The 25,726-nt window shown below is 37.5% G+C and carries 20 protein-coding genes and 2 pseudogenes; 14 read left to right on the forward strand and 8 right to left on the reverse strand.

What is annotated here, in order from left to right; translation table 11 throughout:
- Positions 1–1,018 precede the first annotated feature (1,018 nt).
- From trpX to IGJ20_RS05655, 3 genes are read left to right on the forward strand one after another with little or no spacing between them, the layout of a single operon-like run.
- On the forward strand, positions 1,019–2,008 hold the full coding sequence (gene trpX / locus IGJ20_RS05645; RefSeq protein ID WP_002391629.1) for a tryptophan ABC transporter substrate-binding protein: 990 nt from the start codon (positions 1,019–1,021) through the stop codon (positions 2,006–2,008).
- Between the two features lie 24 nt (positions 2,009–2,032).
- Positions 2,033–2,920, forward strand: a complete 888-nt coding sequence (locus IGJ20_RS05650) for an ABC transporter permease (RefSeq protein ID WP_002361674.1) — start codon at positions 2,033–2,035, stop codon at positions 2,918–2,920.
- Positions 2,917–3,684, forward strand: a complete 768-nt coding sequence (locus IGJ20_RS05655; RefSeq protein ID WP_010819343.1) for an ABC transporter ATP-binding protein — start codon at positions 2,917–2,919, stop codon at positions 3,682–3,684. Before IGJ20_RS05650 ends, IGJ20_RS05655 begins: the two co-directional genes overlap by 4 nt.
- Positions 3,685–3,755: 71 nt before the next feature.
- On the opposite strand, the pseudogene IGJ20_RS05660 reads toward IGJ20_RS05655, so the two are convergent.
- From IGJ20_RS05660 to IGJ20_RS05670, 3 genes and pseudogenes are all read right to left on the reverse strand, one after another.
- Positions 3,756–5,158 (reverse strand): annotated as a pseudogene (locus IGJ20_RS05660) (IS3 family transposase).
- 73 nt (positions 5,159–5,231) lie between these two features.
- On the reverse strand, positions 5,232–5,693 hold the full coding sequence (locus tag IGJ20_RS05665; protein ID WP_002357877.1) for a threonine/serine exporter family protein: 462 nt from the start codon (positions 5,691–5,693) through the stop codon (positions 5,232–5,234).
- Positions 5,694–5,704: 11 nt separating this feature from the next.
- Complete coding sequence (locus IGJ20_RS05670) at positions 5,705–6,481, reverse strand: threonine/serine exporter family protein (RefSeq protein ID WP_002395070.1); 777 nt, start codon at positions 6,479–6,481, stop codon at positions 5,705–5,707.
- A 231-nt stretch (positions 6,482–6,712) separates the two neighbouring features.
- On the opposite strand from IGJ20_RS05670, the gene IGJ20_RS05675 reads away from it, so the two are divergent.
- The gene (locus IGJ20_RS05675) at positions 6,713–6,919 is read left to right on the forward strand and encodes a hypothetical protein (protein WP_113793875.1); all 207 of its coding nucleotides are present in this window, start codon (positions 6,713–6,715) and stop codon (positions 6,917–6,919) included.
- Positions 6,920–6,936: 17 nt separating this feature from the next.
- Here IGJ20_RS05675 and IGJ20_RS05680 read toward each other — a convergent pair whose 3' ends face one another.
- Complete coding sequence (locus IGJ20_RS05680) at positions 6,937–7,713, reverse strand: Cof-type HAD-IIB family hydrolase (RefSeq protein WP_202522481.1); 777 nt, start codon at positions 7,711–7,713, stop codon at positions 6,937–6,939.
- 214 nt (positions 7,714–7,927) lie between these two features.
- Between IGJ20_RS05680 and IGJ20_RS05685 the strand changes: the two genes are divergently transcribed.
- A complete protein-coding gene (locus tag IGJ20_RS05685) occupies positions 7,928–8,647 on the forward strand; it encodes a response regulator transcription factor (RefSeq protein ID WP_002381953.1) in 720 nt (239 codons plus the stop codon).
- Positions 8,647–10,116: a sensor histidine kinase gene (locus IGJ20_RS05690; RefSeq protein ID WP_002357872.1), complete on the forward strand. Its 1,470-nt coding sequence runs from the start codon at positions 8,647–8,649 to the stop codon at positions 10,114–10,116. Before IGJ20_RS05685 ends, IGJ20_RS05690 begins: the two co-directional genes overlap by 1 nt.
- 37 nt (positions 10,117–10,153) lie before the next feature.
- On the opposite strand, the gene IGJ20_RS05695 is transcribed toward IGJ20_RS05690, so the two are convergent.
- The 3 genes from IGJ20_RS05695 to IGJ20_RS05705 all read right to left on the reverse strand — a co-directional run bounded on the left by IGJ20_RS05695 (position 10,154) and on the right by IGJ20_RS05705 (position 13,635).
- Complete coding sequence (locus tag IGJ20_RS05695) at positions 10,154–10,705, reverse strand: hypothetical protein (protein WP_202522482.1); 552 nt, start codon at positions 10,703–10,705, stop codon at positions 10,154–10,156.
- A gap of 14 nt (positions 10,706–10,719) precedes the next feature.
- Positions 10,720–11,421, reverse strand: coding sequence for a hypothetical protein (locus tag IGJ20_RS05700; protein ID WP_002375053.1), 702 nt, complete (start codon positions 11,419–11,421; stop codon positions 10,720–10,722).
- 105 nt (positions 11,422–11,526) lie between these two features.
- Positions 11,527–13,635 carry an LTA synthase family protein gene (locus IGJ20_RS05705; RefSeq protein WP_002357869.1) on the reverse strand — a complete coding sequence of 703 codons (2,109 nt, stop codon included), beginning with the start codon at positions 13,633–13,635 and terminating at the stop codon, positions 11,527–11,529.
- A gap of 257 nt (positions 13,636–13,892) precedes the next feature.
- Here IGJ20_RS05705 and IGJ20_RS05710 point away from each other — a divergent pair, with 257 nt between their 5' ends.
- Positions 13,893–15,065: a class I SAM-dependent rRNA methyltransferase gene (locus IGJ20_RS05710; protein WP_002410029.1), complete on the forward strand. Its 1,173-nt coding sequence runs from the start codon at positions 13,893–13,895 to the stop codon at positions 15,063–15,065.
- A 66-nt stretch (positions 15,066–15,131) separates the two neighbouring features.
- On the opposite strand, the gene rnhC is transcribed toward IGJ20_RS05710, so the two are convergent.
- Positions 15,132–16,049, reverse strand: coding sequence for a ribonuclease HIII (gene rnhC, locus IGJ20_RS05715; RefSeq protein ID WP_010816463.1), 918 nt, complete (start codon positions 16,047–16,049; stop codon positions 15,132–15,134).
- 218 nt (positions 16,050–16,267) lie between these two features.
- Between rnhC and IGJ20_RS05720 the strand changes: the two genes are divergently transcribed.
- The 7 genes and pseudogenes from IGJ20_RS05720 to infB all read left to right on the forward strand — a co-directional run bounded on the left by IGJ20_RS05720 (position 16,268) and on the right by infB (position 25,722).
- Positions 16,268–18,688 (forward strand): cation-translocating P-type ATPase, encoded by a 2,421-nt coding sequence (locus tag IGJ20_RS05720; protein WP_202522483.1) that lies wholly within the window; start codon positions 16,268–16,270, stop codon positions 18,686–18,688.
- Between the two features lie 141 nt (positions 18,689–18,829).
- Positions 18,830–20,676: pseudogene (locus tag IGJ20_RS05725) on the forward strand (Ig-like domain-containing protein).
- Between the two features lie 205 nt (positions 20,677–20,881).
- On the forward strand, positions 20,882–21,355 hold the full coding sequence (gene rimP, locus IGJ20_RS05730) for a ribosome maturation factor RimP (RefSeq protein WP_002357863.1): 474 nt from the start codon (positions 20,882–20,884) through the stop codon (positions 21,353–21,355).
- Positions 21,356–21,498: 143 nt separating this feature from the next.
- Positions 21,499–22,698: a transcription termination factor NusA gene (gene nusA / locus IGJ20_RS05735; protein ID WP_002357862.1), complete on the forward strand. Its 1,200-nt coding sequence runs from the start codon at positions 21,499–21,501 to the stop codon at positions 22,696–22,698.
- Positions 22,699–22,718: 20 nt separating this feature from the next.
- Positions 22,719–23,018 carry an RNase P modulator RnpM gene (rnpM, locus tag IGJ20_RS05740; protein ID WP_002363794.1) on the forward strand — a complete coding sequence of 100 codons (300 nt, stop codon included), beginning with the start codon at positions 22,719–22,721 and terminating at the stop codon, positions 23,016–23,018.
- Positions 23,008–23,313, forward strand: coding sequence for a YlxQ-related RNA-binding protein (locus tag IGJ20_RS05745; RefSeq protein ID WP_202522484.1), 306 nt, complete (start codon positions 23,008–23,010; stop codon positions 23,311–23,313). Before rnpM ends, IGJ20_RS05745 begins: the two co-directional genes overlap by 11 nt.
- A gap of 12 nt (positions 23,314–23,325) precedes the next feature.
- Positions 23,326–25,722 (forward strand): translation initiation factor IF-2, encoded by a 2,397-nt coding sequence (gene infB / locus IGJ20_RS05750; RefSeq protein WP_002375041.1) that lies wholly within the window; start codon positions 23,326–23,328, stop codon positions 25,720–25,722.
- Positions 25,723–25,726 lie beyond the last annotated feature (4 nt).

Genomic DNA, 25,726 nt, shown 5'->3' on the forward strand with positions numbered 1-25,726 from the left:
GAGCCTCTCATAAGAGTGGCTCGTTTTTTAGAAGTAAAAGAAATGCAAGAAAATAAAAACTTTTTCTTGACGAACAAAATCAATATAGTGTAGACTACCTTTAACAACATAACTAGGAGGGAAAATACATGACACAATTATCTAACGTAAAAGAAATGCACCAATCATGGCAAAACTGGCGTAGATAGTTGTATGTATGATTCTTTCATAGATACAACTTTAGAAGACTTATTCTAAAAAGTGTATCTATGCTGGTTATATTCAAGAAGAAAAACGACCACATAGAGGACCCATCTATGTGGTTTTTGTTTTGCATAAAAACAACGACCACTCCTAAACACTTAGGATAAGTCGTTGTTTTTTTGCTACGAATCACTACGATTGGCACGAAGTGACAGAGTAGATGATGAGTAGTACAAGGTGAGCGAAGAGAACGTTGTCCCATTCGTAGAAAAGTGCTCCTGCGATTCTCACCAAAGTTGCGATCCTCGTCGCAGTTAAATCCTGACAAGCACTACGATTGGCACGAAGTGACAGAGTAGATGCAGGCTACGTATACTCGCCGAAGTTTGGCCTTTAAGAGTGATGAGTAGTACAAGGTGAGCGAAGAGAACGTTGTCCCAATCGTAGAAAAAGTGCTCCTGCGATTCTCACCAAAGTTGCGATTCTCGTCGCAGTTAAATCCTGACAATCACTACGATTGGCACGAAGTGACAGAGTAGATGCAGGCTGCGCATCCTCGCCGCAGTTTGCCCTTCAAGAGTGATGAGTAGTACAAGGTGAACGAAGAGAACGTTGTCCCATTCGTAAAAAAAGTGCTCCTGCGATTCTCACCAAAGTTGCAATCCTCGTCGCAGTTAAATCCTGACATTTGTAAAAAAGTGTTCCTTGGATTTTGACTAAGCAGAGGATTACGAATCTCAGTTTCACTTTCAACGGAAGAAATGCCCTATAGATAATGGTTTTATTATTAAAAAGAAAAAGTTGCCAAACAAAAGGGCAGTTAGGAGAATGCAAAATGAAAAATAAACGTTTAACGTTTGTCGTGTCTTTATTAGCTATTTATTTAATTGGTGCTTTTTTTGTGAATCAAAAAGTGACGAATTCAAAGAAAGAAACAGTTACTGTAGGGGTTTTGCAGTTTGTCAGTCACCCCGCATTGGACGAAATTTATAAAGGTGTCGAAGAAGGGTTAAAGGAAAATGGCTATGACAAAGGCAAAAACTTAGAAATTATTTTTCAAAATGGTCAAGCCGACCAGAGTAAGTTAGCAATCATGAGTCAACAATTAGTACAAAAAAAGGCAGACGTTTTAATTGGTATCGCCACGCCAGCTGCGCAAGCGTTAGCCAACACTACCCAAGAAATCCCAATCATTTTAGGCGCCATTACGGACCCTGTTAGTGCTGGATTGGTGAAAGACAATCAAAAGCCAGGCGGTAACATCACGGGTGTTAGTGATCAATCACCTTTGTCAGCCCAGATGGATTTACTAAAAGAATTGATACCAGCTGCCAAAAAAATAGGTATTCTCTATGCTTCCTCAGAAGAAAACTCTCGATACCAAGTAGCTGAAGCGCAGAAAGCAGCTGAAGCCAAAGGGTTGACAGTGAAAACATATGCTGTGCCATCAAGTAATGAAATAGCACAAACGGTTCAAGTGATGACTAAGGAAACAGATGTGATTTATATACCAACTGATAATACGATTGCTAATGCTATGCAAACGGTAGTCGGAGAAGCAAATCGAACCAAGACGCCGATTATTCCTTCGGTGGATACAATGGTAGAACAAGGCGGTTTAGCAACTGTTGGGATTAATCAACATGCGTTGGGGGTACAAGCCGGCAAAATGGCAGCAGAGGTTCTGTCTGGGAAAAGTCAACCAGCAACTACACCCATTTATACCTTTAATACAGGCGACACAATTATCAATGAAAAACAAGCTCAAAAGTTAGGAATTACGATTCCCGCAGAGTTAGCAAAAAAATCGAAATTGATTAACTAATTATCAAAGAAAGTAGGAGAAGCGATGATTGTTTCAGCAATTGGACAAGGAATGTTATGGGCCTTGTTAGGACTAGGTATTTTTATGACTTATCGTATTTTAAATTTTCCAGATATGACCACAGAAGGTTCATTTCCGTTAGGAGGGGCGGTTTGTGTAACTGCCATTACAACAGGGGTTTCACCATTTGTAGCGACTCTTTTAGGGGTTGGAGCAGGAATGCTTGCCGGTTTAGTGACTGGTTTACTATTTACAAAAGGAAAAATTCCGATTATTTTAGCAGGAATTTTAGTGATGTCTGGTTTAAATTCCGTGATTTTATTTGTGATGAAATCGCCAAATAAGTCTTTATTAAACCAACCGAAGATTCAAGATGTTTTTCAAAAAATGGCCTTACCAGATTATTATGATACTATTTTTTTAGGGATTAGTGTTTTGGCTGTGGTAATGATTTTACTGTTATTTTTCTTTAATACTAGTTTAGGACAAGCCTATATTGCGACAGGTGACAATGAAGAAATGGCTCGCTCGATTGGCATTCAAACGGATCGCATGAAAATTTTAGGATTGGTTTTATCAAATGGCTTGATTGGCTTATCTGGCGCTTTGATTGCCCAAAATGATGGATATGCGGATGTAAGTAAAGGAACAGGTGTCATTGTGATTGGCTTGGCTTCACTTATTATTGGTGAAGTACTGTTTGGAGAATTAACATTTGGTGAACGGCTGATGGCGATTGTTGTAGGGAGTATTATTTATCAACTATTGATTTTATTAGTGATTAAATTAGGCTTTGATACGACGTATTTGAAAATCTTCTCAGCAGTGATTTTAGCAATCTGTTTAATGATCCCACAATTGAAAAAAGCATTACACCTACACGGCTTTTCTGATAAGGGGGAAACGAAATGAAACCAGTTGTTGAATTAAAAAATGCGACAAAAATCATTGATAATGGGATGAACGAAAAAAAAGTGATTTTGGATCATGTGAACTTAGCCATTTATCCCGGGGACTTCATTACTGTTTTAGGTGGAAATGGCGCAGGCAAGAGTACGCTATTCAATAGTTTAGCAGGAACTTTGACACTAACAGAAGGACAATTTTTAATTGAAGGAGTCAATCGCACCAATCTTTCTGAAGTCAAACGGGCCAAATCTCTAGCGCGTGTTTTTCAAGATCCTAAAATGGGGACAGCACCAAGAATGACTGTGGCAGAAAATTTATTGCTTGCCATGAAACGCGGACAAAAACGTCCCTTAAAATTACGGAAGATAAATGAGCAACGCGCCTTGTTTACAAAAATCTGTCAAGAAGTTGGCAATGGCTTGGAAAATCATCTGGATACACCGACAGGTAACCTTTCTGGCGGTCAACGCCAAGCCTTAAGTTTATTAATGGCCACTATCACAAAACCAGAATTATTACTTTTAGATGAGCATACTGCTGCCTTAGATCCCAAAACATCCAAGCAGTTGATGCACTTAACGGAACAACGGATTGAAGAAGGGAACTTAACTTGTTTAATGATTACCCATCGAATGGAAGATGCTTTACGATATGGTAATCGTTTAATTGTTTTACAAAAAGGTAAAATTGTTCAAGATTTAAACGCTGCTGAAAAAGCACAATTAACGCTACAAGATTTGTTGCTGTTCTTTGAAGAAGTAGAGTAAAAAAACAAGCTCGTTTTGTAGTGACCCCAAAAAGTTAGACTTTTTATAGAGTGGATTTTTCCACTCTATTTTTATGCAGTTTTTTGATTGAATTGTCGAAATTCTACTGGGCTTTTCCAGTTAAGTTTTTCTTTGATTCGGTGATGATTGTAATAATAAATGTAGTTCTCAATTGCTTCTCTCAATTCATTTTGACTTTGATAGATTTTTCCATAGTACACTTCTTGTTTTAGGATACTGAAGAAATTCTCCATAGGAGAATTATCTAAACAGGTTCCTTTTCGAGACATACTTTGAAAGATATTATTGTCCTTTAATGTTTGTATATAGACATTCATTTGATAAGCCCAGCCTTGATCAGAGTGAAAGGTGCGCCGATAGGGACAATCATTTGTTTGAGAAATTGCTTCCTTCAGACCTTCCATAACTGTTTTACCATTTGGTTGAGTAGAAAGGCTATAGCTTAGAATTTCACTATTATACATATCCATAAATGGATCTAAGTATAGTTTTTTCTGACGAAAGATGCCTGCGTTATCTGCTTCAAAGTACTTAAATTCAGTTGTATCAGTTGTAATTTTTTGATGAGGAACAGAGGTTTTAAATCGGCGACGAATCAAATTTTTAGCGATTTTACCAACGGTTCCTTTATAGGAATTATATTTTCTGGATTTCTTAGTAAAAGCTTTGACTTGTAACTTTAACTTTTGTATTAATCGCTGGACTTTCTTTTTATTCACTTGAAATCCACGTCGTTTCAATTCTTGGGTCATCCTTCTATAGCCATAATGTTGATGTTTTTTACGAATCGCTTGAATTTCTTCTTCGATGATTTGTGTTGAAGCTGTTCTGTCGAGGCGTTTTTGCCAGTACATGTAAGTAGATTTTGGAAACCTTAGGGTTTCCAAAATATCTTTTAATCGAAAGTGTCTTCGGAGACTGTGAATGATTCGTGCGATTCGTTCATTTTTTGTTCGTCCTCTAAACGCAGTCTCCTCAATTCTTTTAAATAGGCATTCTCAATTTTTAACATTCTATTTTCTTTTTCTAGTTTCTCTACTTGAGATCGTTCACTTGGTAGTGGTTGGGGTTCATTTCGTTTCTTTTTAGACATGGTAGGTGGACGTCCTTTCTGTTTAGAGAGTCCCTCTATACCAAACTTCTGATACGTTCTAAGCCAATTCGCAATCAATGATTGATTGTTCATTTTTAGAAGATTAGCTACTTCTTGATAGGACAACTCTGTTGTTAAATATAACTCTATCGCATCTAGCTTAAATTGAACAGAGTAATTCTTATTTTTTCGACTGCGAAGTAGGCCTTCTTCACCAAGTTCTTTATAGGCATTTATCCATTTGCTTATTTGAGAACTATCTTTAAACCCATACTTCTTTGCGAGAAACCTTAGACCTCCTTGACCAGATAAGTAGCCATGAACAAGTTTAAGTTTAAATTCAAAACTGTATTTTGCCATACAAAAAAACCTCCAAAAGTTAGATTTCTAGGTCTAACTTTTGGGGGTCGGCTCATTTTCTGAGCTTGTTTTTTTATTTTTTGACCAATCGGAAGAGTCGCTTGGGGAAAAAACGTTTGACAATTCGTTCCAGTAGCGATGTCACCATAAAGCCCGCTGCGATAGCTGCAGCAGTAAAGACAACTTTTAAAATCAACTGCAAACCGTCATCAATATTTCCTAACAAAATGCTCCGAACCGCTTGATAGGCAGGGCCTCCTGGCACTAAAGGAACCAAACTCGGAATGTAAAAAATAATCATCGGCATTTTTTTGTAACGGGAAAAAAAGATACTAGCGATTCCTAACCCGACCGTTCCTAAAAAGTTTGCAAAGGTTTGACTAGCATCAAAAGTTTGCGTTAAGACATAATAAATCATCCAACCTGTCATGCCAGTAATGCCACAAGCCACCAGTGCTTTACGAGGAATGTTCGTAATAATACCAAACGTCACAGTCGCTAAAAAACTAAAGAGAAGATGAAAAATTAGTTCCATTTGAACACTCCTTACATAAATAATTTAAAAATCAAGGCAATTCCCAGGCCAACAGACCCAGCAATAAAAATAGCTTCTGTCCCTCGCGCCGTCCCACTGATGAGGTGGCCAGCTAAAATATCGCGAAAAGAGTTCGTAATCGCCACACCTGGAACTAACGGCATTACCGCACCAATAATAATATTATCGATGTTGACCGCTAAGTGAAAATGCACAGCCAAATAGGCCAACAAACCAATGACAAAAGCGGCTGCGAATGAATCGAGGTAAGGAACTTGGAATAACTTTTGGGTAAAAAGATAACTAGCATACCCAATCACGCCAACAAAAAAAGTTGCAATAAAATCTTGCCATGTGCCACCAAAAATGTACATTAACGTACAACTAACAATCCCGGCTGCTAACAAGCGTAACGAAATTGAAAAAGTGGGGGTATCCGTTTCTAATAGAGTTAAACGCTGATAAAGCTCTGGTAAAGTAATATCTTTTTGCGCAAATTCTCTTGATAATTGATTGACAAGGCTAACTTTTTCCAAATTAATCGAGCGCTGGGGGATGTTTTCTAATTGCGTATAATTACTGGAACGAAAACCCACGAAAATCCCTGTAGCCGTCGTGTAACAAACGCTCTCTGGCTCGCCAGCATTTGTAGCAATCCGAGTAATTGTATCTTCGGTTCTATATACTTCAGATCCGCTTTCCAGCATAATTTTTCCAGCTAAAATGCAAGTATCAATAATTAATTGTTTTCTTTTTTCGCTATTAACCAAAGGAATGGCTCCTTTCATTTCGAGTTCACTTTTAGTGTATCATTTTTTTTAAGAACTGTACGCAATTTAAAACAGAGATAGAAAAAAAGTGTGATTTTTTACAAAAATGAAACGAATCTTAAGAATAAATGAAAACAAATAAGGAATTAGTAAAAATTATGGGTTAGTTGTAAGAATCTAGGATCTTTCCTTGCATTTTAGTAGGAAACATCCTATCCTAAACATAGAAAAACAAAGGGGTCAATAAAAATGGACAACCAATGGTTACTCTACGGAATTAGCAGTGTCGTATTAATTATTTTAATCAGAAGAACAATCCTATCAGGAAACATCGCATTAAGTTGTTTGTTGGGAGCGATTTTGCTGATTCAAGTAGTGGGAGTAGCTCTCTGTGCACAGCAGAAAAAGAAAAATGAACATACAAAAGAACTACCTTCTTCTAAAGTACATCAATAGAAGAAGGTAGTTTTCTCTTATAGTAAATCAAATTTTTTCAAGCCATTAACAATGCCATTCTCAGTATTTTTAGTTGAAATAAAGGTGGCTTTTTCTTTTAGTTCTTCTCGCGCATTACCCATGGCAATTCCATAATCACAGGCCTCAAACAGCGCCAAATCATTGATGCCATCACCAAAGGCATAAGTGGGAATGCCATTTAATCCCAAGGTGTTAAAAAGATTTTTGACACCAGAGCCTTTAGAGACCCCTTTACGAACAATATCAATTGAAAAAGGACCATTGCGATAAAAGGTCAATTCAGGAAACCGCTCATAGTAATATTCATCATCGCCATGTTGACTTAAGACCAACATCATGTTGACGGCATCATTCTCATAACCTGTGGGATCAATTTCTGGAACAGCTGAATGAATATAATCATAGGCTTGTTTCACTGTGCCAGTATGCCCTGTACAAAAAATACGGCGCTCATTGTAAAAAGCCAATTCATGACCACGCTGTTTGACATGTTCATGCAGTGAAACACATTCCTCTGTTGTAAATTCATCTGAATAAATCGTTTTTCCTTCATAATGAATAAATTGCCCGTTCATTACAATCGCAGAATCAATGCCACTGGCTTTCATGATTGGCTGAATCTCACACAAGGTCCGACCTGTCGCAATTAAAGGTAAAATTTGATTGTCTTTCAAGGCCGCCACTGCTGCGGTAATCTCAGGAGTTATTTGCGATGTTCCATCTAACAAAGTTCCATCTAAATCAAAAAAAGTAATAGCTTTCATTTTATCCATACCCTAACATCCTCTCTACGCTTGTTATTTTAACAAACTTTTCTGAAAAGACAATGGATTCCTTTCGTTTTCTTTAAAAGAGCAGGAAAAAAAGTGATTTTTGATGGTTCTGTAAAGGATTTTTGAAGAAATATAGAATCGGTTGGTACAAATTCAATTTTAGAGTATACTACAATAGAGCAGTTTTATGAAAAGTGAATAAGGAGTGAATGAAATGAATATATTAATGATTGAAGACAATGAATCCGTCTCAGAAATGATGCAAATGTTTTTCTTAAATGAAGGGTGGGAAGCTACCTTTAAAGATGATGGCAAAGAAGGATTGGCAACTTTTCTTGCTTCGCCAGAAAAATGGGACATGATTACGTTAGATTTAAACTTACCTAGTATGGATGGAATGGCTGTTTGTCGTGAAATTCGCAAAGTTTCAGCCAATGTTCCCATTATTATGTTGACCGCTCGTGATTCTGAAAGTGACCAAGTAATTGGCCTTGAAATGGGTGCGGATGATTATGTGACAAAACCATTTAGTCCATTAACTTTGATTGCACGGATGAAAGCTCTACATCGTCGTGCCGAGGTGGCAGAGGCTGCGCATGATACGTCTGAGAATACAGATGAAACGTTTGATGTGATTACGGATCATTTTAAAATGAATACGAAAACACGAGAAACATATTTAGATAATCAATTAATTGAAGGCTTAACACCTAAAGAATTTGATTTGCTATACACTTTAGCAAAAAAACCACGCCAAGTCTTTTCACGCGAACAACTACTAGAATTGGTTTGGGACTATCAATACTTTGGCGATGAACGGACAGTTGATGCCCATATCAAAAAATTACGACAAAAAATTGAAAAAGTGGGTCCTCAAGTCATCCAAACGGTTTGGGGCGTAGGGTATAAATTCGACGATTCAGGTGTTGCTTAATGAAGTATTTGTATCAACAATTACTTGCTTTTATAGGTGTGATTGCTCTGATTATTCTCATTGTCGGAACGTCTTTCACACAATTGACCAAGCGCACAATGCAAGAAAATAACTATGAACAGCTGTATGGTTATGCAGAATCGGCTTTAGAAACACGTGACTTTTTTATTAATGTCGCAGGCGTTTCAGATCGAGATGTTTTATCCTATTCATTTCAGTTGACTGAGCGCGTACTCCAGAAGCAAGATGTGCAATTTGTGTTTATTAACAAGGACCGCGAAGTGCAGTACCCACCAGTTGATAGCACGAAAAAATTAGACTTTTCCTTAATCGATAAAAATTGGGATCAAATCATGAAAGGCAATCGTGTTTATGCAACAGAAAACATTGATATTTACGGGGCCCGAAATACTTCGTCCTATGTAATGTTACCGGTGTATGCATCAAATCAGTCTTCTGATAAAAAAGTGATTATTGGTTCACTCGTTATTACACAACCTGCCAAAAACGTTGACCGAAGTGTTCAGTCCGTGACACAAAACTTGATTAAAGGCTTTATTTTTTCTGGTGTGATTGCCTTGTTACTAAGTTATCTATTTGCGACTTTCCAAGTGAAACGAATTAATCGGATGCGTAAAGCCACCAAAGAAATCACTAGTGGAAATTTTGATATTCAATTACCAGTCCATGACAAAGATGAATTTGATGACCTAGCAGAAGATTTTAATAAAATGGCTGCGTCTTTAAAAGAATCACAAGAAGAAATCAATCGGCAAGAAGAGCGCCGTCGTCAATTTATGGCGGATGCTTCTCATGAAATGCGGACGCCTTTAACAACTATTAATGGCTTGTTAGAGGGATTGCAGTATAATGCTATTCCTGAAAATCAAAAAGAGAATGCGATTAAACTGATGCAAAATGAGACCGCTCGCTTGATTCGCTTAGTCAATGAAAATCTTGATTATGAAAAAATTCGGACCAACCAGATTCAAATTGTCGTGAAGAAGTTCAACGGAACAGAAGCTTTAGAAAATATTGTGACTCAACTAACGGCCAAAGCTGAAGCCGCTGGTAATCAATTGTATTTAGACACCACCGAACCAATTGATGTGTATGCCGATTATGATCGTTTCGTGCAAGTTGTTGTCAATATTGTTCAAAATGCTATCCAATTTACTGAAAATGGCGAAATTCATATTGCTTTAGAAAAAGGCTATTTAGAAACCATTGTCCGTATTTCTGATACAGGAATTGGCATGACGGAAGAGCAAATTCTGAATATCTGGGATCGTTATTACAAAGTAGATCCATCCCGTAAAAATACGAAATATGGAGAATCAGGATTAGGCTTACCAATCGTTCAACAATTGGTCCGCTTGCATAAAGGAAAAATCAATGTTGAGAGTGAACTTGGTAAAGGCACCACATTTATTATTTCATTTCCTGATGTTGAAATCACTGAAAACTAAAGAAAACGTCTGGTCACAATCAGTGCCAGACGTTTTTTTAGTTTAATAACGCATGTAGAGACAGGGGGTGCACATAGGGACTATCAATAATTTGTGGATCCTTTGTCAGAAATAGCAAGCGCTTGTTTCTTTTTTGAACTGCTATTTTTAATTGAGGTAAAATTTCTTGACGTTGTCCAATCGTTAATGAAGAAAAGATGTCATCAATCACTAACGTACTTGTTTTTGAAAGCAAAAGTTGTATTATGCGCATTTTAATTTTTTCAAAAGTCGTAAAAGAAGTAAAGGAACGACCAAGTAAGGCAGGTTCTAATTGGAACACCTGGAAAGCTTCGGCTAGAATTACTTTTCGATCCCGTTCTTTGATCGTACTAGCGATAAATAAATTTTCTTCTAATGGCAAGTAGGGCAGAAAGGTTTCACTAGAAGAAAGCCTAGTAATGGTTAGTTGGTTTGTTTGGAAAAAATCGGCCAATGCGAGTTCTTGTTCTGGAGCAGAATAAATGATTCCATAAACTTCTCGCAAAGCTAACGCGTCGAATGAGGATTTTTTTTCGGTTGTTTTTTTGAATGATGGTGTGACATTCATAGAAAATCCCTCCCTTATTTCTTATGTGTACGTAAATAAATCAACGTGAAAGGAGTCCCGCAAACAAGAGGAATACCAAGCAAGATTAAGCAGTTAACAAAGCAGTTACGGATTGTATAAAGTGACTGCATACTTTTAAAATCAAAAGAAAACGCTTGGATCGTTTGAATCCCTAAATGCTGGATATTTGTAATCGTGACATCCTGGTCGGTACTTTTAGCTAAAAATGCTGGAGGTTCCAAATGAGACCACTGTAAAATAGCATCACGAGCAGCCCAAAGAACAGTATTATACGTTTCTTGAAACATTAAAGTGAAAAGTAAAAAACTGAAAATTCCTAATAGAGCCGGTAAACATAACTCTAGTAAGAGCTGTTTGGTGACATACATATTTGAAAAGTGCATGTGATACCATGTATGTATTTCTTCCTTTTTTATGCGTAATGTCACATACATCAACAGAAGAAAAGTAACACCAAAGAAAATGACACTACCTAGATAGAGGTGCCAATAGTATTGGATCAGTTGGTAATGGTAACTAGTTTGTTTTTCAATATCGACAAAGTCTGGCATCGTTCGTAAAAACTCTTTTTCAAAATCAATTAAGTTAAACAGCCCAGTCAATAAGAAAGAGAACAGGAAGAAGAAGAGTGCGGTGATTAACGTGATTTTTTTATGATAAAAACTACTAGCTGTAGCGTAACGGACACTTCTCATCAACTTTCACCTCTCTAAACTATCTTTAGTATAGTGAAATAATATGAATTAATTATGAAAAAGTAGCAAAAAAGCTTGAGCAAATTGCTCAAGCTTTTTGAAGATTTATTTACCAGTTTTTTGATAGCCTTGATAACTGTCAGTGTGATATTCATCAACGGTTGATTTATTATTGTTTTTACTGTAAACACTCGTTGATTTTTCACCTTTTTCTTTTTCAATTGCTTCCAGTTGTTGCAATTGGTTCTTGTAATCATAGTCTTCTGGGTTAACTGGTTTTAAGCCGCTATTGGTATAGAAACGAAGCAAGTCACCGTTAGTAATTTGGTCAGACGTTTCTAATTGTTTCGTCGCTTTGGCTTTTAAATCAGCGACTTCTTTCTTAACTTCTTCGGTTGGCTCTGTAATTAAAGTGCCTGTTTTAGTATCGTAAATGCTAGAACCTAAAATAGTATATTTAGGTGTTACAACATTGCCGTTGCGGAAAGCAACGATTTGATTGTGTTGTTTAGAGAATAAATCTTGGCCTAACTGAATGTAGTTTTTCGTATCGACACCAAGCAAGTGTAGAAGGGTTGGTAAGGCATCAACTTGGCCGCCATACGTATGGTTCACACCGCCATTTTCTTGACCAGGAACGTGAATCATATAAGGAACACGTTGCATATTGGCGTTGTCAAAATCGTTCCAATCTGCTTTGGTTTTACCTACTAATTCTGCTAAGTTTTGGTTTCTTGAATTAGAAACCCCATAGTGATCGCCATAAAGAACAATGACTGAGTTTTCATAGAGACCTGAAGATTTCAAGTAGTTAAAGAATTCTTCGACCGCTTTATCTAAATAATTCGCTGTTGCAAAGTAACCATTAATTGTTTCGTCAGAGGTTTTTGCAATTGGGAATCCTGCTTCATCGTTTGTAAATTGAGAATAAGGATAATGATTGGACACAGCAATAAATTTAGAATAGAACGGTTGTTGTAAATGTTCTAAATATTGAACGGATTGATTAAAGAATGGTTTATCGTGTAACCCATATTGGAATGAGTTATCTGAATTAACATCATAATAACTAGCATCAAAGAAATAGTCATAGCCTAAACGTTTATAGGTTTCATTCCGATTCCAGAAGTTACCGGCATTTCCGTGGAAAGCAGCGCTAGTGTATCCTTGCGTTTGTTTTAAAATATCGGGTGCTGCTTCAAACGTATTTTTCCCACCAACTTGTGTAAAGAGTGAACCTTGGTCTAAACCAAATAGTGAATTTTCAAGTAACGTTTCGGCATCACTTGTTTTTCCTTGACCAACTTGGTGGAAGAAGTTATCAAAGCTAAAGGTACTTTTACTATTGTAAAGACTATTGATAAATGGTGTGACTTCGTGTTCTACGCCATTTTCATCTTTTAATTTGTAATTAACTAAAAATTGTTGGAAACTTTCTAAATGGATATAAATTACATTTTTGCCTTTTGCAATACCAAACTTACTATCATCGGGTGCCGCATATTGTTGTTTCACGTAATCTTCAACTTGTTTCATATCGTTAGCACTGGCTTCGGCACGGACTTGGTTTGTTTGGTAAGTTGTAATGCCATCGTACACGGTAAAGGCATTTAAGCCTAAGAATTTCACGATATAGTCACGAGAGAATTGACGTCCTAATAATTGGGGACGTTCTGTTTCAGCCATAAATAGATTGAATAAGAAAAAGACAACAGAAAGGAGTGTGACAGAGACTGCTACACGTGCGCGGACTGGACGCGCATCTGTTTTAATTTTTTTCGTTAATAATAATACGCCAATAATAATGAAGTCTAAGAAATAAATGACGTCATAAGGTCTAAAGAGACGTAAGGCACTTTCGCCAAGACCGCTAGCTACTTTGCCAGCACCAAGCATCGTATTAACTGTGATGAAGTCAGTAAATTCTCGATAATACACGACATTTGAGAAGAGCAGTAAACTCATCAAGAAGTAAATAATCATCATTGTAATATAAGAAGCTTTTTTACGGCGAACATACAAAGCGATGGCTAATAAAAAGACCGTTGTGGCAATTGGATTAATTAAGAGTATGAAATACTCGTTAATATTTTCCAAACGTAAATGGAAATCAACGGCGTACGCAAAGAGGTTTTTTAGCCACAGTAAGATGGCGATTAGCGAGAATAACCCCAGTCGCGTGTTCAAAATATTTGTTTTAAATAATTTTTTCAAAATAAACGTCCTTTCTAAACGATGATTCTATAAAAGTAAAATTAGGTAAATTTCGTATTTTACAATATCGCTTTAATTTTACTCTTTCACAAATTTTATGTCAATTCTTACCGAAGTGAGGAATGGTGATGTTAAAGAAAACTTACTATTTCCTTAAACTTTTTAGTTCGTTAAATGACGTGAAGCTTGAATCCTTTAAAGACAGATGGGCCTTTTTTTGCTATACTAGATAGGACTTTGAAAAGTAGGTGTACAGAATGAAACTTCAAGTAACTAAAAAAGCAGAACATAAATTTAAAAAAGGATATCCTTTAATTCAGAAAGAAGATTTGCAACAAGTGCCGGCGCCGTTACCAACAGATTGGCTTACTTTGATTGATAGTAAAGGCCAGCGCTTAGCTGAAGGATATTTAGGCGAACAAAATAAAGGAATTGGTTGGTTGCTGTCATGGCATGGACCAATTAATCAATCTTTTTTTCAACAACTCTTTGAAATAAGTCGTAAGAAGCGGACGTCTTTTGAAAAGGATTCGCTAACAACCGCTTATCGATTATTTAATGGAGAAGGGGATGGCATTGGGGGTCTAATTATCGATCGCTATGCAGATTACGCCGTTTTTTCATGGTATAATGAAACCCTTTATCAGAAAAAAGCCGAACTTTTGACGGCGTTTCGCACAGTTTACCCTGACATTATTGGTGCCTACGAAAAGATTCGCTTTTCCACAAAAAATTTACCCGAATCACAGTTTTTGTATGGCGAACAAGCACCCGAGCCATTACTTGTCACTGAAAATGGCGTTCAATTTGCTACCTATTTAAACGAAGGATTAATGACAGGCATCTTTTTAGATCAAAAAGAAGTTCGTGGTCGATTAGTAGATGGTTTTGCAGTAGGGAAAACAGTCTTAAATATGTTTAGTTATACAGGTGCTTTTTCAGTAGCTGCCGCTATGGGGGGTGCCGTGGCCACCACTAGTGTGGATTTAGCTAAACGAAGCTTACCGAAAACGACTGAGCAATTTGAAGTCAATCATTTAAATCTTGCCCCGCAAAAGATTATTGTCATGGATGTTTTTGACTATTTTAAATATGCTTCACGTAAAGGCTTGAGTTATGACATGATCATTTTGGATCCGCCGAGTTTTGCTCGCAACAAAAAGAAAGTTTTTTCTGTTGCTAAAAATTATGGGGAGCTAGTGAAAGATTCTATTGATATTTTAACGGATAAGGGAACGCTTATTGCCTCAACCAATGCGGCAAATTTATCCTTAGCCAAATATAAAAAAATGGTGATTACTGCCTTGCAAGAGAAAAATGTTCGTTACAAGATTACGGACACGTATCAATTACCGGCAGACTTTCAAGTGAATCCTAATTTTCCAGAAGGTAATTACTTAAAAGTCCTGTTTATCGAAATTGAAAAATAATTTTTTACACCAAGCAAAAGTCCCAGCGCCGCTAATCGGCATTGGGACTTTTGCTTGGTGTTTATTTTATAGTAACTTTTGGGCTTTTTGGGTATTTGCAAAATGCAGCTTCGCGTAGTTCGCTAATAAGTCTAGGCCGCCTTTTTTCAAAATACGGGCGGCTACTTGGTCTGATTTGCTGCCAGCACCAGAGGGCACAGAGAAACCCAATTCTGCAGATTCTTTGTCTAACTCTTCTAAAAAAGCAGCGCGGCTAATAATAGAGGCGGCAGCAACGGCAACATGATACTGCTCTCCTTTAGTGACGAAGAACAATTTTTCAGTGACTTGATTTTTTTCATTACGAACATATTTCCGATAATTATTTTCAGGGGTGAACTGGTCAATCAAAATCCCTTCTGGCTTTGTGGGAGCCAATTCTTGTAGCAACAGATAAATCGCTTGGTTATGCAAAGCGACTTTCATGTGTACAGCATTGTAGTTTGGTTGGATCTCATTGTATTTTTTGGGTTCAACGATTAATAACTTGTAAGGAATCAGTTCTTTAATGACATGTGACAATTGAATAATTTGTGGGTCGGTTAATTCTTTGGAATCACGAACACCTAATGCTTTTAGTTTGCTAATCATGCTTTTGTCAACATAGGCAGCACAGACAGTTACTGGACCAAAATAGCTGCCATTACCGACTTCATCGGAACCTATCACAGACCAGTTGCCAAAATCAGCAGGCAGTGTAGTAGTCTGGGGAGAAACTTTTTTCTTTGGTGTGGTACTCGTTCCTTCCCAACGAGCGGCCTCTTTTTCAGCTTGAGGTCCCTGAAACATGACTTTACCTGATTGATAAGCAGTGATGGTAGTGGTACCAACCTTGGCCACAAAGACAGTATAAGGGACCGTTTTATTTAAACGATTGGGTTGATAAACAGTGGTCATCTCTGCTAATGTTTTTTTACTAACTTTAATTACGTGATTCTGTGCCATCAATTGTTCCTCATTTCTTGATATTTCTTCTTTACTATAGTAAAGGAAAAACAAGTAAATGAAAAGGTTTTGCGTTAGCTTGTTCCTGAAAATGACAATGTTTAGGAAATGTATAATTTTTTTCTATAGTTGGGCGCTAGTTGTTATCTAAATTTTTATTCAGTGCTATACTGTGGGAGAGAAGGAGACGATGAAAGAGTCGACTAGAACAAGGGGTGATGTGTTTGAGAAGAAAAAAAGAAATGCAAGAAAATGAACCAATAGCAGTGACTGCTAACGCGGAACGCTATTATCCAGAAGATAAACAAGGCTTGACGGCCGCACAAGTTGAAGAAAGACAGCGAAAAGGCTTAGTCAATGCTGCCGTCGATACAGAGTTTATCACAACGAAACAGATTGTTATTAATAACGTATTTACGTATTTCAACTTAATTTTTGTGATACTAGGTGTGTTATTAATGCTGGTACAATCTTATAAAAATATGACCTTTTTGCCAGTAGTAATCATTAATACGGTCATTGGAATTTACCAAGAAATTAAGTCGAAGAAAGTATTAGATAGCTTAAATATTCTAAATGCTACAAAAGTAACCGTTGTGAGGGATGGCCAAGAACAAGAAATTTCGCCAGATGAACTGGTTTTGGACGATGTGGTGCTCTTTAAATCGGGTGAACAGATTTCTGGGGATGCAATTGTCTTATCTGGTGAAGTCCGTGTGAATGAATCCTTGTTAACTGGGGAATCTGATGAGATTACCAAAGTAGCAGATAGCCAACTTTTGTCAGGTAGCTTTATTGTGTCAGGTTCTTGTTATGCAAGAATTGATAAAATTGGCGCTGAGGCCTATGTTCATCAATTAACGCTTGAAGCGAAATCAATTAAAAAAGGGGAACAATCAGAGATGGTCGGTTCCATTAACCGTTTGGTGAAATGGGTAGGGATTATTATTATTCCAATCGGCTGTGTTCTATTTTTCCAAAGTTATTTCATCAACCATCAAGGGCTTCATGACAGCATTGTCTCCATGGAAGCTGCCTTGATTGGGATGATTCCGGAAGGGTTGTACCTTTTAACAACCGTTGCATTAGCTGCCAGCACAATGCGCTTAGCGAAGCGCGGCGTTTTATTGCACAACATGAAAAGTATCGAATCCTTAGCACGTGTCGATGTGTTATGTGTAGATAAAACAGGAACAATTACTGAAAACACGATGGAAGTCCAAGAGTTGGTTCCTGTGGTGAGTATCGAAAATGATGGTACAGACTTAACCAATGTCGAAAAATTAATTGGCGATTTTTGCCGAACAATGTCAGCTGACAACGATACGATGAAAGCGATGAAAGAATTTTTTGTTACTAATAATCAGAGGGAAGCCGTTAGCTATACCTCGTTTTCGTCTGTCGAAAAATTTAGTAGCGTGACTTTCCCAGAAGCGACGTATATTCTTGGAGCGCCAGAGATGATTTTGAGAGACAATTATGAAATGTATCAATCTGAAGTGGAACATTATACAAGTCAAGGCTATCGCTTATTGGTGTTCGGAAAGTATTTAGGAGAATTTCAGGAAACGTTGACAGCAGAGGTACAACCTCTAGGCTACATTCTTCTTTGGAATCCGATTCGTAAAGAAGCCAAAGCAACTTTTGAATATTTCGCTGAACAAAATGTGGCTATTAAGGTCATTTCTGGCGATAATCCTTTAACAGTATCCAATGTAGCACAAGCGGCAGGCATTATTGGTGCTGAAAATTATGTGGACGCGCGAACATTAACTACAATGGAAGCCCAGACAGAAGCGTTAGAAAAATACACCGTTTTTGGTCGTGTCACGCCAGAACAAAAGAAACAATTTGTACTATTGTTGAAAAAATTAGATCATACAGTGGCGATGACAGGGGATGGAGTCAATGATATTTTAGCCATGAAAGAAGCAGATTGTAGTATTGCCATGGCTTCAGGAAATCAAGCTACAGCACAAGCCTCGCAAGTTGTGTTGTTGGATTCTGATTTTTCAACGATGCCGGAGGTTGTCTTTGAAGGCCGCCAAGTAGTTAATAACATTGAACGCTCTTCAAGTTTATTCCTTGTAAAAAATATTTTCTCCTTGCTGATGTCTGTCTTTGCTATGATTTTTGCCGTGACATATCCTTTACAACCGACACAAGTCACATTGATTAGTTTATTTACAATTGGGATTCCTTCGACATTTCTAGCTTTGGAACCAAATCATCGTCGCATTGAAGGGAAATTTCTTTTCAATGTGTTATCAAAAGCAATTCCTGGTGGGTTAACGGATATGTTAGTAGTCGGTGCCTTACTAATTTGTGGTGATATTCTTGCACTTCAAAAAACGGACATTTCAACGACTGCAACATTGTTGCTAGTTTCAGTCGGCTTTATGGTTCTTTATAAAATTAGTTCACCAATGAATCGTTACCGCAAGCGCGTAATGATTGGCTGTTTAATCGGAATGGTTATTACAAGTATTTCCATGAAAAACTTGTTCTCGTTAACTTCGGTATCGCCAACAGCCTTGTTACTTTTAGCCATTCTTTTCTTTGCAGCAGACTCAACTTTCCAACATTTATCAACCATTTCTGAAAAAGTTCAATTATGGTTTTATAAGAAAAGACATTAGGAGCAAAACACCGAGCCAAAATTATTTTGGTTCGGTGTTTTTTGTTTTTTATTGTTGGGAAAAATAAAAACACTTGCACCTAGTTAATCCTTGATAGTATAAACCTAACCAATTATTTTAGATAGGAAGGATTGAATAAAAATGAAAAAAAGAAGTTTTGTCTATTGGGGAATGTTTTTCATTCTTTTGTCGACGCTGATAACGCCTTTTCTGAAACTTGAAACAGGATATGCGCAAACGGAACCAACTAGTACCAGTGAAACCAATCAAATTTCTGCTACGCCAAACGTAGTGCCGCGTAAGCAAGTAGGCAACATTGTGACAGCGATTCATCTAACGGACAAAGAGGGAAACCCACTTGGGACCATTAATCAATATACAGACATCTACCTCCGAATTGAGTTCAACTTACCGGATAATACCGTTAATAGTGGGGATACGAGTGTGATTACTTTGCCCGAAGAGCTACGTCTCGAGAAAAATATGACCTTTAATGTAGTAGATGATACAGGTGCTGTGGTTGCAATTGCACAGACCGATGTAGCAAATAAAACGGTCACGTTAACGTATACAGATTACGTAGAAAACCATGCTAGTATTAGTGGGTCTTTATATTTTACAAGTTTGATTGATTTCGAAAATGTGGAAAATGAATCCAAGATTCCTATTTACGTCACGGTTGAAGGGGAAAAAATATTTGCTGGCGATCTTGATTACCAAGGTGAAGGCGATGATGTTAACGAAAAATTTAGCAAGTATTCGTGGTTTATCGAAGACGATCCAACCGAAATTTACAATGTACTACGGATTAATCCAACAGGGCAAACGTATACTGATTTAGAAGTGGAAGATGTGCTAAAAACAGAAAGTTTAAGTTATATGAAAGACACTATGAAAATTGAACGAGGACAATGGACACTGGATGGAAATGCTATTTGGCAGTTCACGCCAGAGGAAGATATAACTGATCAGTTGGCTGTCCAGTATGGTCCTGGTGACCGCAATTTTTCGGTGCATTTTGGCAATATTGGGACTAACGAATATCGTATCACCTATAAAACCAAAATCGATCATCTTCCCGAAAAAGGTGAAACCTTCACAAATTATGCAAAATTAACAGAAAATCAAACGGTGGTGGAGAAGCTAATGGTGAACAATATGTTGTTGAAATTCATAAAGAAGATGAAGCAGGCCAGCGTTTAGCAGGTGCAGAGTTTAAACTCATTCGTAACTCAACCAATCAAACAGTGGCCAAAATCACAACAGATCAAAACGGAACAGCGATTGTTAAAGGCTTGTTAAAAGATAACTATACTTTAGAAGAAACCAAAGCACCTACCGGTTACCAGCTTTCGCAAAACAAGATTTCAATAACACCTGAAGACTTTGGTAAAAACTTAGTTGCACTGAAAACTGTTGTGAATCATAAGATTTCATATCAACCAGTCGCTGCTTCATTTTTAGCTGAAAAAGTTCTTTTAGGAAAACCACTGAAGGATGCTGAATTTCAATTTGAATTGTTAGATGAGAAAGGCACAGCACTAGAAACGGTTAGTAACGATACTTTAGGGAAAATTCAATTTTCACCATTAACCTTTGAAACTCCTGGAAACTATCAATACACCATTCGGGAAGTAAACACGCAACAGGCAGGTGTTTCCTACGATACGCACAACCTTCAAGTTCAAGTAACCGTCGAGGCGCTTTTAGGAAATCTTGTGGCGACTACTCAGTATGATGGAGGTCAAGTATTTACTAATCACTATACGCCAGAAAAACCTATAGAAATTACCACATCACCAACGAGTGGGACAACAGATACTACCACGAATTCAACCACAGAAACTACTTCAATAACCATTGAAAAACAGGCGATTCGTAATAAGGAATTGCCAAAAACAGGAGAAATAAAAGAAAACGCGTTTCTTTTCTTAGGTAGCCTTCTTTTGATTCAAGGATTATTTATCTATTTTAAAACGAAAAAATAATCGCTTAGATAGTTTCAGTAATCGAGACAAAATGTGCAAATTTCGAGAGATTTAGCTTGTTCATTTGAGTTTGGAGTGGTTCTGTGCTATACTATCTTTAGCGTAATGATACTAGTTGGGAGTGAGCGGATTTCTGCTCACTCTTTTTGATGGAAAAGTCATCAGGACACGGTTCGTTACATCAATCTCGAAGGAGGCGAAAATTTTGAGTAGTGCTGTGGAAACTGTAACAAAGTTAGTCACACCAATCTTAGAAGAACAAAATTTTGAACTTGTGGAAGTAGAGTTTGTTAAGGAAGGAAAAAATTGGTTTTTACGAGTATTTATCGATAAAGAAGGTGGCATTGATATTGAGGAATGTGCCTTTGTCAGCGAAAAATTAAGTGAAAAACTAGATGCAATGGATCCAGATCCAATTCCGCAAGCGTACTTTCTGGAAGTTTCTTCTCCGGGAGCAGAACGTCCGTTAAAGAAAGAAAGCGATTATGAACAAGCGGTAGGCAAGTACATTCATATTTCTCTTTATCAAGCAGTTGATGGAGAAAAACAGATTGAGGGTACCTTAGTCCATCTTGATTCAGAACAATTAACATTAAGTGTAAAAATTAAAACCAGAGTGAAGGAAATGACTTTTGAACGTAAAAATATCGCAAAAGCTCGTTTAGCCATTCAATTTTAATCAACAGACTCGAATGTAAAAAAGGGTCCACTAAAAGTTTTACTTTTAGCCAGGCCTGTGACAAGTTTTAACGAGAAGTTTTTCCCTTGGAAGAAGAACCACTCGTTCAGCTTTAACGAATCCATAGGAGGAAAAGAAAAACAATGAGCAAAGAAATGTTAAATGCATTAGACGTATTAGAAGCTGAAAAAGGGATTCCTAAAGATACGGTGATTGAAGCGTTACAAGCAGCTTTAGTTTCTGCATATAAAAGACATTATGGACAAGCAAGCAACGTCGAAGTTGAATTTGAACCAAAAAAAGGCAATATTCACGTGTATGCTGTCAAAGAAGTAACAGAAGAAGTATTTGATTCACAATTGGAAGTTTCATTAAAAGATGCCGTTGCATTAAATGGGGCATATGAAATCGGCGACAAAATTCGTTTTGAAGTTACACCAAAAGACTTTGGCCGCATTGCTGCCCAAACAGCAAAGCAAGTAATTTTACAACGTGTCCGTGAAGCAGAAAGAACAATTATTTATAATGAATTTAGCGAATACGAAAATGACATCATGCAAGGAATTGTTGAACGTCAAGATCGTCGTTATATCTATGTAAACTTAGGTAAAATCGAAGCAGTCTTATCAAAACAAGATCAAATGCCAAATGAATTTTACCAACCGCATGATCGGATTAAAGTTTACGTATCACGTGTTGAAAACACATCAAAAGGCCCACAAGTTTTTGTAAGCCGTAGTCATCCAGATTTACTAAAACGTCTTTTTGAACAAGAAATTCCAGAAGTTTATGATGGAATTGTTGAAATCGTAAGCGTCGCTCGTGAAGCTGGCGATCGTTCAAAAGTAGCCGTTCGTTCAACAGATCCTAATATTGATCCAGTGGGTACCTGTGTTGGTCCAAAAGGCCAACGTGTCCAAGCGATTGTGAATGAATTAAAAGGCGAAAATATGGATATTGTGGAATGGAACGAAGATCCAGCTATTTATATTAGTAATGCCTTGAATCCAGCTCAAGTATTAGATGTTATTTTTGATCCAGAAAATAGCAAAGCATGTACAGTTGTTGTACCTGATTATCAATTGTCATTAGCAATTGGTAAACGTGGTCAAAATGCGCGCTTAGCTGCTAAATTAACGGGCCATAAAATTGATATCAAATCAGAATCTGATATGGCTGAATTTTATGAACAACAAGCCAATCAAGAAGTTGCCGAAGTGGCAGAAGAAATGGATGAAGCAATTATCCATTCAGATATGACGGCAGATGATTACGAAAACTTGGCTGCTGAAGAAGCAGTTGTTGAAGCAGAAATTACAGAAGAATTACCTGAACAAGAATAACGTTTTTGGAGGGTGAAAAAATGAAAAAGAGAAAAATTCCAATGCGTAAATCGGTTGTTTCAGGCGAAATGAAACCGAAAAAAGAATTAGTCAGAATTACTCGCTCCAAAGAAGGCGAAGTGGCCTTAGATCCAACTGGTAAATTACCTGGACGTGGCGCTTACGTTGATTTGGATCCTGCGGAAGTCCAAAAAGCTTGGGATAAAAAAATTCTTGATCGTGTCTTAGAAACAAAATTAAGTGATGAATTTTATCAAGAACTATTGGATTATGTAACACATCAAAAAGCCCGCAAAGAGTTGTTTGGCGATGGAAAATAAAACCAAAATGTTGAACCTTTTAGGTTTAGCAATGCGCGCCGGTAAATTAGTCACAGGCGAGGAATTAACCCTTAAAGATATTCGTGCAAACAAAGCGAAATTTGTGTTTGTTGCGCAAGATGCCAGTGAGAATACTAGAAAGAAAATCAAGGACAAAAGTTCTTATTATAATGTTCCTGTTAGCGAACTGTTCAGTCAATTCGAGCTCAGCCAAGCGATTGGGCGACCACGAATGGTTATCGGAGTAACTGATGCAGGATTTGCCACCAAAATCAAGGAATTACTAAAAGGTTAGGAAGGTGATTGCATGGGAAAAAAAAGAATTTATGAACTAGCAAAAGAAATGAATAAAGCAAGCAAAGACGTTGTCGATAAAGCGCATCAATTAGGTATGGATGTTAAAAACCATATGGGCGCAATTAGTTCCGAGCAAGAAACAAAGCTTCGTCAAGCATTCGGAGGAGGAAGTACCGTAAATACTCAATCAAAAGCAACAAACAACCAAAAGCAACAAACAACACAAAATAAACCAGCCAATAAGAAACCAATGAACAATAAACCTGGTGAACAAAGAAATAACCAAAATCGTCCAAACAATCAATCAACGAATGGACAACAAAGAAACAACAACAACCAAAATCGTCACGGCCAAAGCAACACACAAAACCGTAGCAATCAAACAAATACAAACAATCAAAACCGCAATACCCAAAACAATAACGGTTCTACAACGAATCAAAATCGGACCAACCAAAATAACAATGGCGGGAACAACCAAAACCGTGGCGGCCAAAACCGTAACAACAATTTTGGTGGCGGTCAAAATCGTAATAACCGGAATAACTTTAATAACCAAAACCGCAATCGTTTCAACAAAAAAGGGAAAAAAGGCAAACATCAACAAGAATCAGCGAAGCCAGCAGTTCCAGCACGTAAATTCCGTGAATTACCAGATGTTTTAGAATATACAGAAGGTATGAACGTGGCGGATATTGCGAAAAAAATCCACCGCGAACCAGCGGAAATCATCAAAAAATTATTTATGATGGGTGTCATGGTTAACCAAAACCAAGCCCTAGATAAAGATACAATTGAATTATTAGCTGTGGACTATGGCATGGAACCGCAAGAAAAAGTTCAAGTTGATATTGCGGACATTGATAAATTCTTCGAACCAGAAGCAGTTGTTGAAGAAAACTTAACTACACGTCCCCCTGTTGTCACAATCATGGGACACGTAGACCACGGGAAAACAACATTATTAGATACATTGCGCCATTCTCGTGTGACTTCAGGTGAAGCAGGCGGTATCACGCAGCATATTGGTGCCTATCAGTTAGATATTGATGGCAAACCAATTACGTTCTTAGATACACCAGGACATGCGGCCTTTACAAGTATGCGCGCGCGTGGTGCTAGCATCACTGATATTACCATCTTAGTTGTTGCAGCGGACGATGGAGTAATGCCACAAACAATCGAGGCGATTAACCATGCGAAAGCGGCAAAAGTGCCAATTATTGTAGCAGTTAACAAAATTGATAAGCCTGGTGCAAATCCTGATCATGTGAAACAAGAATTAAGTGAACATGAATTAATTCCTGAAGAATGGGGCGGAGATACGATTTTCGTCAATATTTCAGCGAAATTCAATCAAAACATTGATGAGTTGTTGGAAAATATTTTATTGATTGCTGAAGTAGAAGACTTAAAAGCTGATCCAACGCAAAAAGCAATTGGAACAGTGATTGAAGCGCGCTTAGATAAAGGTAAAGGTCCGGTTGCGACATTACTCGTTCAACAAGGAACTTTACATGTTGGTGATCCAATCGTTGTTGGTAATACTTACGGACGTGTTCGTGTGATGACCAATGACATGGGCCGCCGTGATAAAGAAGCAGGACCCGCAACTCCTGTAGAAATTACCGGATTAAATGATGTTCCTCAAGCGGGTGATCGTTTTGTGGTCTTTGAAGATGAAAAAACGGCACGTCAAGCAGGGGAAGAACGGGCTAAACGTGCGTTGCTTGAACAACGTTCAGCAAGTAGCCGTGTGACATTGGATAACTTATTTGAAAGCCTAAAAGAAGGCGAATTAAAAGAAGTTAATATCATTGTCAAAGCAGACGTACAAGGATCTGCCGAAGCCGTTTCAGCAAGTTTACAAAAAATTGATGTAGAAGGCGTTCGTGTGAAAATTGTTCACGCGGCAGTTGGGGCCATCAATGAAAGCGACGTAACTTTAGCTGCAGCAAGTAATGCGATTATTATCGGCTTTAACGTTCGCCCAACACCACAAGCAAAACAACAAGCAGAACAAGAAGAAGTTGATATTCGTTTACACCGTATTATCTATAAAGCCCTAGAAGAAATCGAAACAGCGATGAAAGGGTTATTAGATCCAGAATTTGAAGAAAAAATTACGGGTCAAATGACGGTTCGTGAATTGTACAAAGTATCTAAAGTTGGCACAATCGCTGGCTGTTATGTTACAGAAGGCTTTATTCGCCGCGATAGTGGCGTGCGTGTCATTCGTGATGGTATTGTTATTTATGAAGGTAAATTAGCAAGCTTGAAACGCTTTAAAGATGACGTGAAAGAAGTCAAACTTGGTTTTGAATGTGGCGCTATGATTGAAAACTTCAATGATTTACGTGTAGATGATGCGATTGAAGGCTTCATTATGGAAGAAATCAAACAATAATTTT

This window comes from Enterococcus sp. DIV0294 (assembly GCF_050558155.1).
GTDB lineage: Bacteria > Bacillota > Bacilli > Lactobacillales > Enterococcaceae > Enterococcus > Enterococcus faecalis.